This window comes from Streptomyces speibonae (assembly GCF_984686075.1).
This window is the reverse complement of sequence record NZ_OZ480260.1, coordinates 5,094,590-5,111,356: the sequence shown is the minus strand read 5'-3', so window position 1 is coordinate 5,111,356 and position 16,767 is coordinate 5,094,590. Positions and strand designations below refer to the sequence as shown.

Annotated in this window: 12 protein-coding genes and 1 other RNA gene; 2 read left to right on the top strand and 11 right to left on the bottom strand. The window is 73.7% G+C overall.

Annotation, left to right across the window (positions count from 1 at the left end; translation table 11 throughout):
• Positions 1–291: 291 nt before the first annotated feature.
• The 6 genes from AC5L3C_RS23065 to ftsE all read right to left on the bottom strand — a co-directional run bounded on the left by AC5L3C_RS23065 (position 292) and on the right by ftsE (position 4,938).
• The gene (locus tag AC5L3C_RS23065) at positions 292–960 is read right to left on the bottom strand and encodes an extracellular catalytic domain type 1 short-chain-length polyhydroxyalkanoate depolymerase (protein ID WP_493650635.1); all 669 of its coding nucleotides are present in this window, start codon (positions 958–960) and stop codon (positions 292–294) included.
• 59 nt (positions 961–1,019) lie between these two features.
• Positions 1,020–1,419, bottom strand: a transfer-messenger RNA (tmRNA) gene (gene ssrA / locus AC5L3C_RS23060).
• Positions 1,420–1,523: 104 nt separating this feature from the next.
• Complete coding sequence (gene smpB, locus AC5L3C_RS23055; RefSeq protein WP_493650634.1) at positions 1,524–2,003, bottom strand: SsrA-binding protein SmpB; 480 nt, start codon at positions 2,001–2,003, stop codon at positions 1,524–1,526.
• 46 nt (positions 2,004–2,049) lie between these two features.
• Positions 2,050–3,234, bottom strand: coding sequence for a S41 family peptidase (locus tag AC5L3C_RS23050; protein WP_493650633.1), 1,185 nt, complete (start codon positions 3,232–3,234; stop codon positions 2,050–2,052).
• Positions 3,235–3,301: 67 nt separating this feature from the next.
• Positions 3,302–4,219 carry a permease-like cell division protein FtsX gene (ftsX, locus tag AC5L3C_RS23045; protein WP_125506123.1) on the bottom strand — a complete coding sequence of 306 codons (918 nt, stop codon included), beginning with the start codon at positions 4,217–4,219 and terminating at the stop codon, positions 3,302–3,304.
• A 29-nt stretch (positions 4,220–4,248) separates the two neighbouring features.
• Positions 4,249–4,938 carry a cell division ATP-binding protein FtsE gene (gene ftsE, locus AC5L3C_RS23040; protein ID WP_030224873.1) on the bottom strand — a complete coding sequence of 230 codons (690 nt, stop codon included), beginning with the start codon at positions 4,936–4,938 and terminating at the stop codon, positions 4,249–4,251.
• A gap of 235 nt (positions 4,939–5,173) precedes the next feature.
• On the opposite strand from ftsE, the gene AC5L3C_RS23035 reads away from it, so the two are divergent.
• Entirely contained in the window at positions 5,174–5,365 is a 192-nt protein-coding gene (locus AC5L3C_RS23035) for a hypothetical protein (protein ID WP_125506122.1), read from the top strand.
• Between the two features lie 117 nt (positions 5,366–5,482).
• Here AC5L3C_RS23035 and AC5L3C_RS23030 read toward each other — a convergent pair whose 3' ends face one another.
• From AC5L3C_RS23030 to AC5L3C_RS23015, 4 genes are all read right to left on the bottom strand, one after another.
• The gene (locus AC5L3C_RS23030) at positions 5,483–6,175 is read right to left on the bottom strand and encodes an LPXTG cell wall anchor domain-containing protein (protein ID WP_125506121.1); all 693 of its coding nucleotides are present in this window, start codon (positions 6,173–6,175) and stop codon (positions 5,483–5,485) included.
• Positions 6,176–6,482: 307 nt separating this feature from the next.
• Complete coding sequence (gene prfB, locus AC5L3C_RS23025; protein ID WP_493650632.1) at positions 6,483–7,589, bottom strand: peptide chain release factor 2; 1,107 nt, start codon at positions 7,587–7,589, stop codon at positions 6,483–6,485.
• A gap of 142 nt (positions 7,590–7,731) precedes the next feature.
• Entirely contained in the window at positions 7,732–8,973 is a 1,242-nt protein-coding gene (locus AC5L3C_RS23020; RefSeq protein ID WP_493650631.1) for a serine/threonine-protein kinase, read from the bottom strand.
• A gap of 109 nt (positions 8,974–9,082) precedes the next feature.
• Positions 9,083–10,726, bottom strand: a complete 1,644-nt coding sequence (locus AC5L3C_RS23015; RefSeq protein WP_125506118.1) for a serine/threonine-protein kinase — start codon at positions 10,724–10,726, stop codon at positions 9,083–9,085.
• A 456-nt stretch (positions 10,727–11,182) separates the two neighbouring features.
• Here AC5L3C_RS23015 and AC5L3C_RS23010 point away from each other — a divergent pair, with 456 nt between their 5' ends.
• Positions 11,183–15,616 (top strand): FtsK/SpoIIIE domain-containing protein, encoded by a 4,434-nt coding sequence (locus AC5L3C_RS23010; RefSeq protein WP_493653984.1) that lies wholly within the window; start codon positions 11,183–11,185, stop codon positions 15,614–15,616.
• Between the two features lie 477 nt (positions 15,617–16,093).
• Here AC5L3C_RS23010 and AC5L3C_RS23005 read toward each other — a convergent pair whose 3' ends face one another.
• Complete coding sequence (locus AC5L3C_RS23005) at positions 16,094–16,732, bottom strand: hypothetical protein (RefSeq protein WP_493650630.1); 639 nt, start codon at positions 16,730–16,732, stop codon at positions 16,094–16,096.
• Positions 16,733–16,767: the final 35 nt, after the last annotated feature.

The window sequence follows — 16,767 nt, the reverse complement described above, 5'->3', positions numbered from 1 at the left end:
CCGAGCGCCCCGTTTATCACACTGTGCTCAGGCAATGAATGTAGCGCACGCGGAGGTTCTGTGTTTCCCCAGTGGGTTTTCGTATCAAATGCGAGACATCACGGGGATGCCGGCAGTACAGAGCGGTGGCCGGAATCCGACCATCACCGGGCATCCTCGCCAGCCCTCTTCGCCCGCCACCACGGCCGCAGCCCCGTCCAAGTCCGCCCAGAGCGGGATCGGCGGGAAGTCCACGCCGGCGAGGACCGGGTGACGCGTTCCGGCCACCAGGTGCTGGGGAAGGCCGCCGGTTCAGCCCAGCGCCCAGGCCTTCCCCAGCCGGTACGCCGCGCACAGGTTCACGTCCAGGAAGTACGCGCCGACCGTCCCGCACGGGGCGTCACCGCTGACGGGGTCGACGGGCCGACCGTGTCCCATGCCGGTCAGGCGGTACGTCTCGACCACCGCGTCGCCGCCCGGGCTCCGGAAGACCTGGTGCGGGTGTCCGGCGACGGTGTCGCTGACGTCGGCGGTGCGGTCGGCGCCGTGCACATCGGTCCACTGCTCCACCAGGGCGGTCATGTTCGCGGCCCGCACCGTGCGGTCGGCCGTGCCGTGCAGGACGGTGAGCGCCGGCCAGGGTCCGGTGTACCCGGGCCGCGCGGCACGTACCCGGCCGCCCCGCCGCCCCGGCGTCTGCGCGGCACCGACGTACATGCACACGTACGGCGAGCCGGCGGCCTGGGCGCAGCCGTACGGCAGCCCGGCGACGACGCCTCCCGCGGCGAACTTCTCCGGGTACGCCGCCATCATCACGGCGGTCATCCCGCCCCCGGCGGACAGTCCCGTGACGTACACGCGCGAGGGGCCGCCGGAGACGTCGGCGAGCTGCCGGTCGACCATCTGGGCGAGGGAGGCGGCCGAGGCCGGGGCGGGGGCAAGGAGGACGGAGAGACGGGCGGCCAGGAGGGCTGTCAGCATGTGGCCCCATGACAAAGGCCCCGCCGCTCGACGCGACGGGACCCGTGCCCACATGGGATGAGTGGAGATGGCGGGAATCGAACCCGCGTCCAACGGTGCAGAACCAGGGCTTCTCCGTGTGCAGTCCGCTACGCTTTTCTCGGCCCCGGAGATCACGCGGACAAGTCTCCGACGGGCCCAGTCACTGTTTGATTTCCCTTTTCACCCCGTGACCGGGATCAAGGTTTAGTTCCCTAGCTGATGCCAGGATCCGGGTCGGGAACAGCCCCGGGCTGACACTCCCGTAGTAGGAGGCTCGCTCTGCTACCTGAGATCAGGCAGCGAGGGCGAAGGCCTGCTGGGAGGAATCGCGCTTGGAATTGGCGATTATTTTTTTCGGCCTGTGGTTTACGAGATCATGGCCGCTTCCTCGACACGCTTCCCCTGCCTCAACAGCCGCTGTCGAAACCGATCATCCCCATGTTGATTTTTCAAACCCCGAGGGGGTCGCACCGCACCCTCCGTGGGGTGCAGAGCCATCGTACGTGACCAACGCACGACCGTGCCAGCCTATTCCCGCAGGGTCAGGCCCGCTGCTTGCGGCGGATCGCCGAGATCGTCCGCTCCGCCTCGCGCCGGTCCTGCTTCTCCCGCAGCGCCTGCCGCTTGTCGTACTCCTTCTTGCCCTTGGCCAGCGCGATCTCCACCTTCGCGCGGCCGTCCTTGAAGTACAGGGCCAGCGGCACGATGGTGTACCCGGTCTCCTGGGACTTGGCCTCCAGCTTGTCGATCTCCTCGCGGTGCAGCAGCAGCTTGCGCTTGCGCCGCGCGCTGTGGTTGGTCCAGGTGCCCTGGCTGTACTCCGGCACGTGCACGTTGTGCAGCCACGCCTCGTCGTCGGTGAGCTGGACGAAGCCGTCCACCAGCGACGCCCGCCCCTGGCGCAGGGACTTCACCTCGGTCCCGGTGAGGACCAGGCCGGCCTCGTAGGTGTCGATGATGAGGTAGTCGTGCCGCGCCTTCTTGTTCTGCGCGATCAGCTTGCGCCCTTTTTCCTTAGCCATAGTGCCGCCCATTTTCGCACTACGGAGGGGGGTCGCGGGAAGCCGATTACCGCGGGCCGGGCGCGTCGTCCTGGCGGCCCAGTCCGCTCAGGACCGTCTCGGCCCGTTGGAGCGCTTCTTCGTCGGCCTCCACGTCGGGGGTGAGGCCGTGCCCGTCGACGCCCCGGCCGGAGGGGGTGCGGTAGTGGCCGACGGTGAGTTCGGCCACGGAGCCGTCGGGCAGCTCGGTCGGCATCTGGACCGAGCCCTTGCCGAAGGTGCGGGAGCCCACCACGACCGCCCGTCCGCGGTCCTGCAGGGCGCCGGTGAGGAGCTCGGCCGCGCTCATCGTCCCGCCGTCGACGAGCGCGACCAGGGGTCTGTCGGTGTCGCCGCCGGGCTCGGCGTGCAGGGCGCGCTGCTCGCCCTCGACGTCGTAGGTGGAGACCAGACCGCCGTCGAGGAAGGCGGAGGCCGCGGTGACCGCCTCGGCCACCAGTCCGCCGGAGTTGCCCCGCAGGTCGAGGACGATCCCGGCGGCGGCCGGGGCCTGCCGCACCGCGGTGCGGACCTGCTCACCGGAGCCCTTGGTGAAGGCGCAGACCTCGATCACGGTGACCCCTGAGGCGAGCTCGCGCACGGTCACGGTGTCGCGGGACAGCCGCGCCCGGCGCACGGTCTCGTGCCAGGAGCGCGAGCCGCGCTCCAGACCGAGGCGGACCGTGCTGCCGGCGCTCTCGCCGGTGGTGTCGCCGCGCAGCAACGAGACGACCTCCGTGACCGGCCGCCCGTCCACCTTCCGGCCGTCGACGCTGCGCAGCCGGTCCCCCGCGCGGATGCCGGCCTCGGCCGCGGGCGTGTCGCTGCCGACCCTCGTCACCTCGATACGGCCGTCCCGCGCCCGGGCCCACAGGCCGACGCCGGTGTACCGGCCGTCCAGGGAGTCCTCGAACTCCTCGTACTCGCCCGGCGAGTAGACGGCGGCCCAGCGGTCACCGCTGCGGCTCACGGCGCGCTGGGCGGCCTCCATGGGGGACGTGCCGTCCGCGGCGGCCTCCTCGGCCGCCCGTGCGACCTCCGCGTGATGGCCCACGGGGGCGGCCGAACGGGCACCGTCGTCCGCGGTCCCGCGCTCACCCCCGGGCAGGCTCCCGGTGGCCGCACCGGCGACCAGCACACTCGTGAACACCAAGGTCAGGGCGGCCCCGCGGCGAATGCGGCGGGGTTGGCAGAACAGGGCACGACCTGACATGCCGGTGAGTCTAGGACAACGCGAAGGGGCGCACGGCCGGTTGGCCGCACGCCCCTCTTGGCAAGAGTCACACCTTCAGGTACTTGCGCAACGCGAAGAAGGCGGCCAACGCCGGCATCAGCAGACTGGTCGCGAGGATCAGCGGCAGCTTCGTCAGAACGGCGTCCCAGCCGATGAAGTTGATGAGGTTCAGCTTCTCGGACAGGGCCAGTCCGTGGTCGATGATGAAGTACCGCGCGACCAGCAGGAACCCGCACGCCAGCGTGCCGCCGATCAGTCCGGCGACCGCGGCCTCCATGATGAAGGGCGCCTGGATGTAGAAGCCGGACGCGCCGACCAGCCGCATGATGCCGGTCTCCCGGCGGCGGCTGAACGCGGAGACGCGCACCGTGTTCACGATCAGCATCAGGGCGACCACCAGCATCAGCGCCATCACCGCGCGGGCGGCCCAGTTCATGCCGTTCAGCAGCTCGAACAGGTTGTCCAGGATGCCCTTCTGGTCCTGCACCGACTGCACGCCGTCCCGCCCGTCGAAGGCGGTCGCGATGACCTGGTACTTCTCCGGGTCCTTCAGTTTGATGCGGTACGACTCCTGCATCTGGTCCGGCGTGAGGGAGCTGGCCAGCGGCGAGTCGCCGAACTGCTCCTTGTAGTGCTTGTACGCCTCGTCCTGCGACTCGTACGTCACCGTGTCGACGACCGACATCTTCTCCAGGTCGGTCTTGATCTGACCCTTCTGGTCGTCGGTCACCGCCCCCTTGGCGCAGTTGGGGTCGGACTCGGCGTCACTCTTGTTGCACAGGAAGATGGAGACGTTGACCTTGTCGTACCAGTAGCCCTTCATCGTGTTCACCTGGTCGCTCATCAGGAGCGACCCGCCGAACAGGGCGAGCGACAGGGCGACGGAGACGACGACCGCGAAGGTCATCGTCAGGTTGCGGCGGAGACCGACGCCGATCTCCGACAGAACGAACTGGGCGCGCATGGCGTCTGATCAAGCCTTTCCGTGGAGCGTCAGTGCTGGTAGCCGTAGACGCCGCGTGCCTGGTCGCGGACGAGACGGCCCTTCTCCAGCTCGATGACGCGCTTGCGCATCTGGTCCACGATGTTCTGGTCGTGCGTCGCCATCACCACGGTGGTGCCCGTCCGGTTGATGCGGTCGAGCAGCTTCATGATGCCGACGGAGGTCTGCGGGTCGAGGTTGCCGGTGGGCTCGTCGCAGATGAGCAGCTTGGGCCGGTTGACGAAGGCCCGCGCGATGGCGACGCGCTGCTGCTCACCGCCGGAGAGCTCGCCGGGCATCCGGTCCTCCTTGCCGCCGAGCCCGACGAGGTCGAGCACCTGCGGCACGGACTTGCGGATCTCACCGCGCGACTTGCCGATCACCTCCTGCGCGAAGGCGACGTTCTCGGCGACCGTCTTGTTCGGCAGCAGGCGGAAGTCCTGGAACACGGTCCCCAGCTGGCGCCGGATCTGGGGCACCTTCCAGTTGGAGACGCGGGCGAGATCCTTGCCCAGGACGTGCACCTGCCCGTGGCTGGCCCGCTCCTCGCGGAGAATCAGCCGCAGGAAGGTGGACTTTCCGGAGCCGGAGGACCCCACGAGGAACACGAACTCGCCCTTTTCGACCTCCAGGGAGACATCTCTGAGGGCAGGACGGTTCTGTTTGGGGTAAGCCTTGGACACGTTGTCGAATCGGATCACGGATGCACCACGGGTAGCCGGGGGTAGATGAGCGTGACCATACGCGAACCGGGGAGCCGAGCGCAGGCACCGGTGGCGGTTGCGCAAGAGATGCGCCCTTTTGTTCCGGTGGCGGACCGCCCCCTCGGAGCGACCCCGGCGCAGCTTCCGCGGGAACCTGGCACAGTGGAAGAGGGGAACGTTCGCGGACCTGCGGGCGTTGAGCGAGTGGAACCGGTGCGAGGAGGGCGAGCGCATGACGTATGACCGGATGGTGTGCGCGAACTGCGCCGCGCCCGTGAGCGAGGGCCGGTGCCCCGTGTGCCGTGCCAGCCGCGAGCGGCTGCAACAGGAGAACTTCTTCGCGGGGCTGACCCCCATGACGCTGATCGCCCTGGTGACGGTGCTGATCGCGGCGGTGGCGCTGCTCGCCCAGCAGACCGTCTGACGAGCGGGAGCGGGGCGGAGCCAGGAACCTGGATGTGCCGAAGGGCCCGGAGCGCTGTGCGCTCCGGGCCCTTCGCCGTTCACGTGGCGCGTACGGTGCGTACGCGTGCCGTCACCGTCAGGCGGCGGCGCCGCCGCGGCCGGTCATCAGGCGCGGCAGCACCCGGAAGCCGATACCGCCGGCGATCATGGTGGCGGCGCCGATCACCAGGAAGGTGGTCTCGGCGGCACCGGTCTCGGCGAGCTCCTTGCCGTTGCCCTGGGCCGAGGCGGCGGGGGCCTCCTCGCCGGTGTCGGTGAGGGCGGAGGAGCCCTCCTCCTGGGTGGAGGCGCCACCGTCGGGGTCGGCGGCGTTGCCGCCACCGTTGCCGCCGTTGCCGCCATTGCCGCCGTTGGCCGGGGTGGACGGGTTGCCGGAAGGCTCCTCGACCGGGTCCTCGCCACCGGGCTGCTCGCCACCCGGCTCCTCGCCACCGGGCTCTTCCCCGCCCGGCTCCTCGCCACCGGGCTCCTCGCCGCCGGGCTCTTCCCCGCCCGGCTCCTCGCCACCCGGCTCTTCCCCGCCCGGCTCCTCGCCGCCCGGGGTCTCGCCCTCGTCCTCGCAGTCGGGACCGGTGCCGACGTCGCAGCCCGGGTCGTCCGTCTCGTCGCCCTCGACGGAGACGTTGACGTTGGCACCGTCGTCGGACACCTCGGCGCTCACGCCGAGGTCGAGGGCGGAGGCCGCGCCGGCCGCCGTCAGCGAAGCACCGGCCGCGATCACGGCGCCCGCCGCGATCCGAGCGACACGGATCCGCGTCTTCTTGGTCATGTGGTTGCTACCCCCAGTAGCTCATCGTCAATGAGGCGGCGCTCGGGGCCGTGATCAACGGGGGTTGCTCCAGTGAAACGCCCCCGGTTCACATGCGCCCCAGAGATACGCATGCCACGCTTCACCCTTCCGATTTTCCAAAAGAACGTCAAGGCCGTTGCGTGCGCGATGTCCGGCTACGTGTGCTTTGCGCGGGAAGGAAGACGTGAGTGTGACGTAAATCCCGGACATCCCGGCAAGCAAAAGGCAACTGCCGCCATCAGGACGGCAGTTGCCTTGTCGACAAATCGGCGTGAACGCCGGTGAGTTACTTCTCCCGCTGCTTGCGCCAGCGAATTCCGGCCTCGAGGAACCCGTCGATCTCCCCGTTGAACACGGCCTCGGGGTTGCCGACTTCGTGCTCCGTGCGCAGGTCCTTGACCATCTGGTAGGGGTGCAGCACGTACGAACGCATCTGGTTGCCCCAGGAGTTGCCGCCGTCGCCCTTGAGGGCGTCCATCTTGGCCTGCTCCTCCTGGCGGCGCCGCTCCAGCAGCTTCGCCTGGAGGACGTTCATGGCGGTGGCCTTGTTCTGGATCTGCGAGCGCTCGTTCTGGCAGGAGACCACGATGCCGGTCGGGATGTGCGTGATGCGCACCGCCGAGTCCGTGGTGTTCACGCCCTGGCCGCCGGGGCCGGAGGAACGGTAGACGTCGATGCGCAGATCGGACTCGTCGATGTCGACGTGGTCGGACTGCTCGACGACGGGCAGCACCTCGACGCCCGCGAAGGAGGTCTGGCGGCGGCCCTGGTTGTCGAACGGCGAGATGCGCACCAGGCGGTGCGTGCCCTGCTCGACGGAGAGGGTGCCGTAGGCGTAGGGCGCCTGCACGGAGAAGGTGGTCGACTTGATGCCGGCCTCCTCCGCGTACGAGGTCTCGATCAGCTCGGTCTTGTAGCCGTGCTGCTCGGCCCAGCGCAGGTACATGCGCTGGAGCTTCTCTGCGAAGTCGGCGGCGTCGACACCGCCGGCCTCGGCGCGGATGTTGACCAGCGCCTCACGGGAGTCGTACTCGCCGCTGAGGAGGGTCCTGACCTCCAACTCGTCCAGCGCCTTCCGGACCGAGGCCAGCTCCGACTCGGCCTCCGCGCGGGTGTCCGGGTCGTCCTCCTCCTCGGCCATCTCGAAGAGCACGGCGAGATCGTCGATCCGGCCGCGCAGCGCCTCCGCCTTCCGCACCTCGGACTGGAGGTGGGAGAGCTTGCTGGTGATCTTCTGCGCCTCGTCCGGGTTGTCCCACAGGGACGGCGCGGCTGCCTGCTCCTCGAGCACGGCGATGTCTGCCCTCAGCTTGTCGAGGTCCAGAACGGCCTCGATCGACTCCATGGTCGAGGAGAGGGACTTGAGCTCTTCGGATACATCGACGACTGCCACGCCCTCCAGCGTAACGGTTCCACGCGGCGGCCCTCGCCGGGCGGGGGACGGGGGTGCGCCGGGTGCTGCGGGGTGGGGGGGATGGGTGGGTTCGCCCCCGCCGCACATCGATGCAGTCCCGCACCCCTGAGGCGGGCTGCTCCTACGGAGTCGTCGGGGCCGAGTTCTTGGTGTCCTGAGGTGGGGTGGGCGGGTCGTCCGCTGTCGCGAGCCAGGTGCCTACGCCGGCCGCTGCCAGGAGCACCGCCGCGACCGCCAGGGTCAGGCGGCGCCGGCGGGTCACCGCGCGGTTGCGGGCCGAGCCGGGGCGGGGGGCGCCGGCCGCGCGGGGGGCACGGGCGGTGCCCCGGGCGCCGCCGGCCAGTTCGTCGGGGGCGGGCACCCTCATGGACGTATGCGTGTCGCGGTTGGAGTCGGACGGCTTCGCGCCGGGGACCAGGGGGACCGCGCCGCGCCGCCGCACCGGCTCCCCGGCGGCCGGGGCGGGACCGGACGCGGGGTCCTCCCCCGCCTCCTCCGCCTGCTCGGCGTCCGGCTCGTCGACGTCCAGCGGCGGCATCCCCGCCAGCATCGGCAGCAGCTCCCGCAGCCGGGCGCCCAGCTCGGAGGCGCGCAGCCGGGACGCGGGGGCCTTCGCCAGGCACTGCACCAGCAGCTGCCACAGCTCGTCCGGGATGCCGGGGAGGGGCACGACCGTCTCGGTGACATGGCGGCGCAGCACCGCGCCCGGATGGCCGCCGCCGAACGGCGTGAAGCCCGCGAGCAGCTCGTACAGGACCGTGGCCAGCGCGTAGATGTCGACCGAGGCGCGCGGCGGCAGGCCCTCCACGATCTCCGGGGCCAGGTAGTCCGGCGTACCGATGATCTTCGTGGCGCGGGAGCGGCGCGGCGTGTCGATGAGTTTCGCCACTCCGAAGTCCGTGAGCAGGGCGCGGTGCGAGCCGCCGGGGCCGAGCGGGCCCTGCATGTCCAGGAGCACGTTCTCCGGCTTGACGTCCCGGTGCACGACACCGGCCGCGTGGGCCGCCGCCAGTCCGTCGGCGACGTCGGCGACGATCGCCACCGCCGCCTCCGGGGCCAGCCTGCGCTCCCGGTCGAGGCGGGTACGCAGGTCGGTGCCCCGGACCAGGTCCATGACCAAGGCGAGGTCGTTGCCGTCGACCACCAGGTCGCGCACGGAGACGACGTTCGGATGCTCCAGACCGAGCAGGGCCGTGCGCTCCTGCACGAAGCGGCCGACGAGCTCCTGGTCCGAGGAGAGATCCTCACGCAGCAGCTTGACGGCGACGGGCCCGTCGGGACCCTCGCCCAGCCACACCGTGCCGGCGCTGCCCCGCCCGAGGATCTGATGGGCGGTGTACCGGCTGCCGATTCTCCGTGCCAAGACTGCTCCTACCGACGCGTGTTGTCGCTAAAACTACGCGTCCGGACAGCCTGCCTTCACCGGGGATACGGAAATCGACCCCCAGATGTCGACAAATCAGCAAACAGGCTCAGCCCGAGCCGCCCAGGTCCTGGATCCAGCCCGTCACGGCGCCGAACCAGTCGGTGAGCTGGTCCCAGTAGCCCTTGCCGGTGCCGATCCAGTCCTGGAGCGGGCTCAGCTCCCAGATCAGCCAGCCCGCGACGAACAGGATGACGATCGTGAACAGGCATCCCTTGAGACAGCCGAGGCCGGGGATCCGCATCGGGTTGGCGCTGCGCTGCCGGGGCGGCCGGGGCTCGCGGGCCGGACGCTGCGGCTCCGGTGGCGGTGCGTAGCGCTGCGGCTGGGGCTGCTGCCGCTGAGGCTGAGGCGGGGGCGGGGCGTACTGCTGGGGCTGGTGCTGCTGGGGATGGCCGTACCCCGGGCCGGGCTGCGGCTGGGGACGCCGCTGCGGCGGCTGCTGGGGCGGCTGCTGGGGCCGGGCGACCTGCCGCTGGGGGCGGCGGCGCAGCGGGTCCTGGCTCGGGTCGAGGTACTGGACCTGGGTCTGCTCGTTGCGGTCGCGTGCCGCGCGGAGCTGGCTCTGCCAGGGATGCGGGTCCTCGGGTCCCGGTCCGCCGGGCTGCCCCGGCTGCCCGGGCGGCACCGGGGGCATGACGGCGGTGGGGTCGGCGGCGCCGGCCGGTCCGCCGGTCTGCGGCAGGACGCTGGTGGCGCCGTTGGGGTCGTAGGCGCCGCCGGTGTGCGGCAGCACCTGTGTCGGGTCGGCGGCGCCGGGCGCGTCGGGCACCTGGGCGGGCGTCGGGTCGGGTGCGAGGAGCGCGCCGACGTTCTCCGCGGCGGCGATCTGCGCGGAGTTCGCGTGCACGCCGATGCCCTCGGCGACGACGCGCAGCCCGCGCGCGAGGTTCTCGGCGCTGGGCCGCTGACTCGGGTCCTTGCGCAGACAGCGCTCGATGACCGTCCACAGCGGGTCGGGAACCGTGGAGGGACGGCGCGGTTCGGCGCTCAGGTGCTGGTGCAGCACCTCGAGGGCGGAGCCGCCGGAGAACGGGGGGCGGCCGGTGACCAGCTCGTACAGCAGGATGCCGGCACCGTAGATGTCGACGGCGGAGGTCTGCGGGCGGCCCTCGGCGGACTCCGGCGCGATGTACGCGGGCGTGCCGACGAACTCGTGGGTGCGGGTCAGACCCGGGGAGTCGGCGAGGCGGGCGATGCCGAAGTCGGTCAGCATCGGGTGCATCTCGCCGCCGTCCTGCTTGAGCAGCACGTTGGCGGGCTTCAGGTCCCGGTGCACCACGCCGTCGGCGTGGCTGGCGCCGAGCGCGTCGGCGATCTGCGCGGTCAGCAGGGCCGCGGCGACGGGGGTGAAGGGGCCGTTCTCGCGGAGGTGGTGGTGCAGGTCGGGGCCCTCGACGAGGTCCATGACCAGGGCCAGCAGATCACCCTCGACCACCAGGTCGCGGACCCGGACGATGTTGGGGTGGGTGAGCCGCAGCAGCACGGAGCGCTCGCGCAGGAACCGCATCACGACGTCGGCGTCGTTCGCGAGTTCCTCCTTGAGGACCTTGATGGCCACGGTCTCGCCGGGCTGGCCCGGTACGGCCGCCTCGGCGCCCGCGGTCTCCCGCTGGCGGGCGCGCCAGACGGTGCCCGTGGCGCCGCGACCGAGCGGCTCCTCGAGCAGGTACTTACTCCCTACCGGCCGCACGTCATGCGCTCCCTGCTGCTTGCTTGGCTGGCGTACACCGAGGTCCACCCTGCTGCGGAATGTTCCGACCCACTGTAGTGCCGCCGCGCGGGATACCGGTCGGTCGATCTCGACCCTGGTATTACGTTCCGGCCCCCGCCCGTGTTCGACGGTTTCGCAGGAAAGACGCTCCACTCGGTCCGTTGGTTGCCGCAAGGCGGACGTGACCGATCTCAAGTGCGCCCGTAGCGATCACCGGCGCGTCACTGGACAGGCACTTTTGCGGGCAGAGCCGACCAATCAAGATCATTTGCTGCCGGAGGGCGGGCGCGTTGTCGGTGGCAGGTGCGAGGATGCGTGCAGTACTGGCCGTACGTGCGCGTGTGATGGTGGGGGTAGTCCGCGGTTGGGGGACCGCGGGGCGGCTTCGTTCCCCCGTTGTCGCGGGCGCTCGCGCAGAAGGGACCGCTGACGGCGATGCAGATCCGGCTGACCGTCGTAGACCCGCTGGGCCCCGCCTCCCCCGCGCGGGAGCGGGCCGCGAGCCGCGACGTGCTGGTCACGGCGCCCGCGGGCACGGCTCTGGCCGCGGTCGCCTCCGCCCTGGCCTCGGCGGTCTCCGGCGGCGACGGCACGGCGGGCGCGTCGGGCACGCCGGTGCTGTACGCCGGTGACCAGCGCCTCGACGCCCAGCGCTGCACGCTGGGCGAACCGCCGCTGATCGACGGCGCGGTGCTGGCCGTAGGCGCGCCCGGTGAGCCCGAGCCGCATCCCGAGCTGGACGACACCCCGACCCGGCTGCATGTCGTCGCGGGTCCGGACGCGGGCGGGGTGCATCTGCTGCACGGGGGCGAGATCCGCATAGGCCGCTCCGCGGACGCCGACGTACCGCTCGACGACCCGGACGTCTCCCGTCTGCACTGCGCGGTGACGGTGGCCCCCGACGGCCGCGTCTCGGTCGCCGACCTCGGCTCCACCAACGGCACCACCCTCGACGGCCGGCGCGTGGGTCCCCGCCCGGTCCGGCTGGCCCCGGGCGCGCTGCTGCGCATCGGCGAGTCGGCCCTGCGCCTGACGCCGGCGGCGGGCTCCACCGCGCGGGCGGCGACGACACCGGACGGGGAGGGACACGTCCGGGTGCCGGGGCCGCGGGCCACGGGGGACGTCTCCGGCGGTGCGGCGGACGACCCGCCGGTCACCGGCGACACGGGCGCGGTGCCGCACACGCGCGTGCGGCCCACGGAACCGCCCCGGGGGCAGACCCGTCACGCCTACGGCTCGGCGAACCTGCCCGCGGGCGGTGGGCGAGCGCCGGGCGGCGGGGCTCCTGCGGGACCGGCCTCCGCCGCCGGACACGCCGACGGCGACGGGACGGCCGGCGCCCGCGCGGCCGACGGACGGGCCGTGGACGGCCCCGGTGGGCGGATCCCGGGCCGGCAGGCCCACGTCGGCCATGTGCCCGACGGACGGCAGCCGCAGCACGGCCCCGGCGGGCAGACGGCCCACGGACATGCGCCGGGAGGCCGGTCCGGCGCCGGACCGGCCGCCGACACCCGCGCACCCGCCGGACAGCAACCGCAGCACGACGCCGGCGCACGTCCACCCCACGCACACGGCCCCGGACCGCAGACGGCGAGCGGGCGGGCCGGCGCCGGCGATCACGCCTCCGCCGGACAGCAACCGCCATACGGCCCCGGTGCGCGCATGCCCGGCCCACGGACACCGGGCGGGCGGTCCCCCGCCGGACCGGGCACCGACGGCCCCGTGCCCGACGGACAGCGGGGTCCCGACGGACAGCGGGGTCCCGGCGGGCAGACGGCCCACGGACGCACGGTTCCGGGCGGGCGGGCCCCCGGCGGACCAGGCACCGACGGCCCCGTGCCCGACGGACAGCGGGGCCCCGACGGACAGACGGCCCACGGACGCACGGTTCCGGGCGGGCGGGCCCCCGGCGGACCAGGCACCGACGGCCCCGTGCCCGACGGACAGCGGGGCCCCGGCGGGCAGACGGCCCACGGACGCGCAGTTCCGGGCAGTCGGGCCCCCGGCGGACCAGGCACCGACGGCCCCGTGCCCGACGGACAGCGGCCGGGGCACGGCTCCGTTGTGCCGGTGCCGGAGCAGGGCGGGGCGCCCGGGGGTGAGCGGCACGATGACGCCTCCGTCCGGCGTACGGTGCGGATCGCCACGCAGACGGACGTGCCCCGTGCGCCCAAGGGGCGGCGGGTGTCCGGGCAGGGCCCGGTCGGGGAGCCGACGCACGCGGGCCTCGGAAGCCTCGCCGACGGGTACGGCGTCGTCCCGGCCGGTTCCGTCCCGCCGGGACCGCGGACGCCGGACACGGGCCACGGCGACGCCGGGGACGAGGCACCCACCACCGCTTCGAGCCGGGCGCCCCGCGGTGGAGCGCGCGACGGTCACCCGCACGGCGGGGCCGCCGGCCCGGGTTCCCTCCCCGCGACCGGGGCTCGTTCCGGCGACCCCACAGGCGCCTCCGCCGGTGACGCGCCCGCCCACCCCACCCGGCATGCCACCGGCAGCGCGCGCGACGGACGCGCGCCCGCGGGACCCACCGTCGGTACGACCGGCGACGCACTGGAGGGAACCGGGGCCGGTGCCGTCCCCGGCGGAACCGGCACCCGCAAGGGCACCCCCGTCCGCGGCACCGCGCTCCCCCAGCCCTCCGGCGGGCGGAAGCGGGGCGGTATCGGGGCGTGGGCCCGGCGGCTGGCCGGCGGACGGCAGGAGCGGGAGGCGGCAGCGGACGCACGGAGCGGCCGCGGCGCGGACCCGGGCGAGCACGCGCCGCAGTCGGCCCTCGTCGCCCCCGTGCTCCCCGAGACCTGGCCGGACCCCGCCACGCTGCTGCTGACCGCGCTCGGCCCCGGCCCCCGGCTGTGGGAGCGCGGTCCGGGTCACCCCGAGGCGCTCGCGGTGCGGCTCGGCACCGCGGACCGGACCGCGCCGGACGGCTCCGGCCTGCTGCCCGCCGTACCGGTCACCGCGGGACTGCGCGAGGTCGGCTCGCTCGGCCTGGCGGGCCCGCGCGAACGCCTCGCCGGGCTGGCCCGCGCGGTGCTGGCCCAGCTCGCGGCGCTGCACTCCCCCGACTCCCTGGAGATCGTCCTGATCGCCGCGGACCACACCCGCCCCCTGGAGGAGCGCACCGCGGAGTGGTCCTGGCTGGGCTGGCTGCCGCACGTACGCCCCGGGCACGGCCAGGACTGCCGGCTGCTGCTCGCGCACGACCGGGAGCAGGCCACGGCCCGCACCGACGAGCTGCTCCGCCGGCTGGCGGACCACGACCACGCGGCCGCGGGCGCGGCCGGCCCGGACGCCGCGGTCACCGCTGAGCAGGGCGACGGCCCGTACACCGTGCTCGTCGTGGACGGTGACCCCGGCGGCGCGGACATCCGCGAGGCGGTCGCCCGGCTGGCCCAGGACGGCCCCCGGGCCGGCATCCACCTCCTGTGCCTCGCCGAGACGGCGGCCGCCTCGCCCGCGTCGCCGGTGACGGAGACCTACGAGGCGGCCTGCGCGGTGGCGCCGACGTTCCGGGAGTGCGGGGCCGTCGCCCTGCTCAGCGGTGACGTGGCGACCGCCCTGCGGCTGCTCCGGGTGGCCGCGACCGGCTCCGGGACGCCCCCGGGCCCGGTCGGCCACGGCACCCTCGCCACCGTCGACGCGGTCTCCCGGGCCTGGGCCGAGCGGTTCGCCCGGGCGCTCGCTCCGCTGCGCACGGACGGCGCCGCGGGCGGGCGGCACGCGCGCGTGTCCGCGCCGCTGCCCCAGTCCGCGCGGCTGCTGGACGAGCTGGGCCTGGCCCGCGCCACCCCGGCCTCGCTGATGGCCCGCTGGGCGGACGCGGCCGACGACACCCAGGCGCTCGGCGGACGCGTCACCGCCATACTGGGCGCCGGACCACGCGGGCCCGTCGTCGCCGACCTCGCCGCCGAGGGGCCGCACCTGCTGATCGAGGGGCCTCCCGGCAGCGGCCGTACGGAGCTGCTGCGGGCGGTCGTCGCCTCGCTGGCCGCCGCCGAGCGCCCCGACCGGCTGGGCATCGTGCTGGTCGACGGGCACGGCGAGGGGCTGCGGGTGTGTACGGACGTCCCGCATGTCACCACGCATCTCGGGGCGGGCGATCCGGTGCGGATGCGGGAATTCGCGCAGTCCCTGACCGCCGAGCTGAAGCGGCGTGCCGAGTTGCTGGGCCGCTCCGACTTCGCCGAGTGGCACACCGGACGTGAGCTGTCGGACCGCATGGTCGCCCAGCGCACGGCCGCCTCCCGCGCGGGGGCCGGTGAGCCGAGCGGTGACCTGGACGCGCCGCCCAGTTCGACGCTGCGGCTGCGGCCGGACGCGGACCGGCGCAGGACGGAGGCCGCGCCGCCGCTGCCGCGGCTGGTGGTGGTCGTGGACGACCTGGACGCGCTGGTCTCCCCCGCGCTCGGGTCACCGGGGCGGCCCGCCGCCGGATCGGTGATGCGGGCGCTGGAGGCGGTGGCCCGGGACGGCGAGCGGCTGGGTGTGCATCTGGTGTCGGCCACCGCCCCCTGCGCACGGACGGCGCAGACGGAGCCGGTGCGGCAGGCGTCGCTGCGGGTCGCGCTGGAGGCTCCCGTGCCGGGCGGCGGTCCGGACGACCCGGCGCCGGGCCGTGGCCGGCTGGCCCGCCCGGACGGGTGGGAGACGGCGTTCCAGGGCGGCCGGGTCACGGGCCGCATCCCGCGGACGGCGACGCTGCGCCCGACGGTCGTCCCCCTGGACTGGCACCGGATGGGCGACCCCCCGGCCCGCCGCCACGTACGCGAACTCGGCAACGGCCCGACCGACCTGGCCCTGCTGGCCAGCGCCCTGGAACGAGCGGCCCGCCAGGTCTCGGCAGCGGAGGTGCCGTCACTCCTGTGACGGGGCGGCGCCCCGCGCCGGGCCGAGCCGGGGACGACGGCGGGCCCCCGCGCCCGCAGAGGCCCCCTCGGCCGCCCAGGCACCGGCGCCGCCCCGCACCGACGCGGGCCCCGGAGTTCCGCCCGCCCTCCTCAGGGGCCACACCCCGAGGGCACAGCCCCCCGCCCCGGTGCAGACCGGAAACACCGCGAGCCCGCGCGGCCCACGGCCCCAACCACGCCCGCCCACCGATCACGACACCAGCCCGCCCAAACACCCCGCACGACTCACGGCCCAACCACCACCGCCCGCCGATCACGACACCAGCCCGCCCAAACACCCCGCACGGCTCACGGCCCAACCACCACCGCCCGCCGATCACGACACCAGCCCGCCAATCGGACCGGGACCGACCCGGCAGAACTCGGCGGCACGGGCGCCCCCGCTCCCAGCCCCTCCGACCGGCCAACACCCCCCCTGCAGACCCGGTGGAGCCCGTCAGTGGCCTCCCCTGTTCTCGACGCAGGGGCCCGTTCCGGGGTGGGGCTCGGCGTAGGCGCCGTGGACCTTGACGGTCAGCTGGTCCTCCGTCACCCGGCCGGACACGCAGGCGTCCCCCGTGTGCACGCTGTAGAAGCCGTTGCCGATGTAGACGCCGTGCTCCTTGCCGCAGCCGAGGCGGCCCAGGGCCGCCGCGATACGCCGCTCGTCGAAGACGCCGTACGCGCCGGCCCCGCCCTCCTCGCGCACCTTCTCCAGCTCCGCGCGGATGAGCCGGGCCGACGCCACGCCCCAGGCCCGCCGCTCCGGGGTGAGCGAACCCTGCATGCGGTAGGCGTGGTTCTCCGCGTAGTGGGGAGCGCCGTCCCCGTTCCCGTTCCCGTTCTGCTCCCGGGGGGCGTCCGTGTTCCCGGTGGAGGAAGGCGACGGGGGCACGGTGGGCGGCTCGGCGGGCCGTGCGCACTTCGGCCGCGGGCTGAAGGACGGCCGGGCGCTCCCCGACGGCTCCGCGCTCCCCGACGGCTCCGTGCTCTCCGGCACCCCCGCCGCCGCCTGCCGGCCGCCCGGCTCGGTCCCGCACGCCGTCAGGGTGACCGCGAGCAGCACGGCAGCGGTGACTGATCGTCTGATGGACATCCCCTCAGCATGTCGCCTCCCCCCACGGGCGTCAT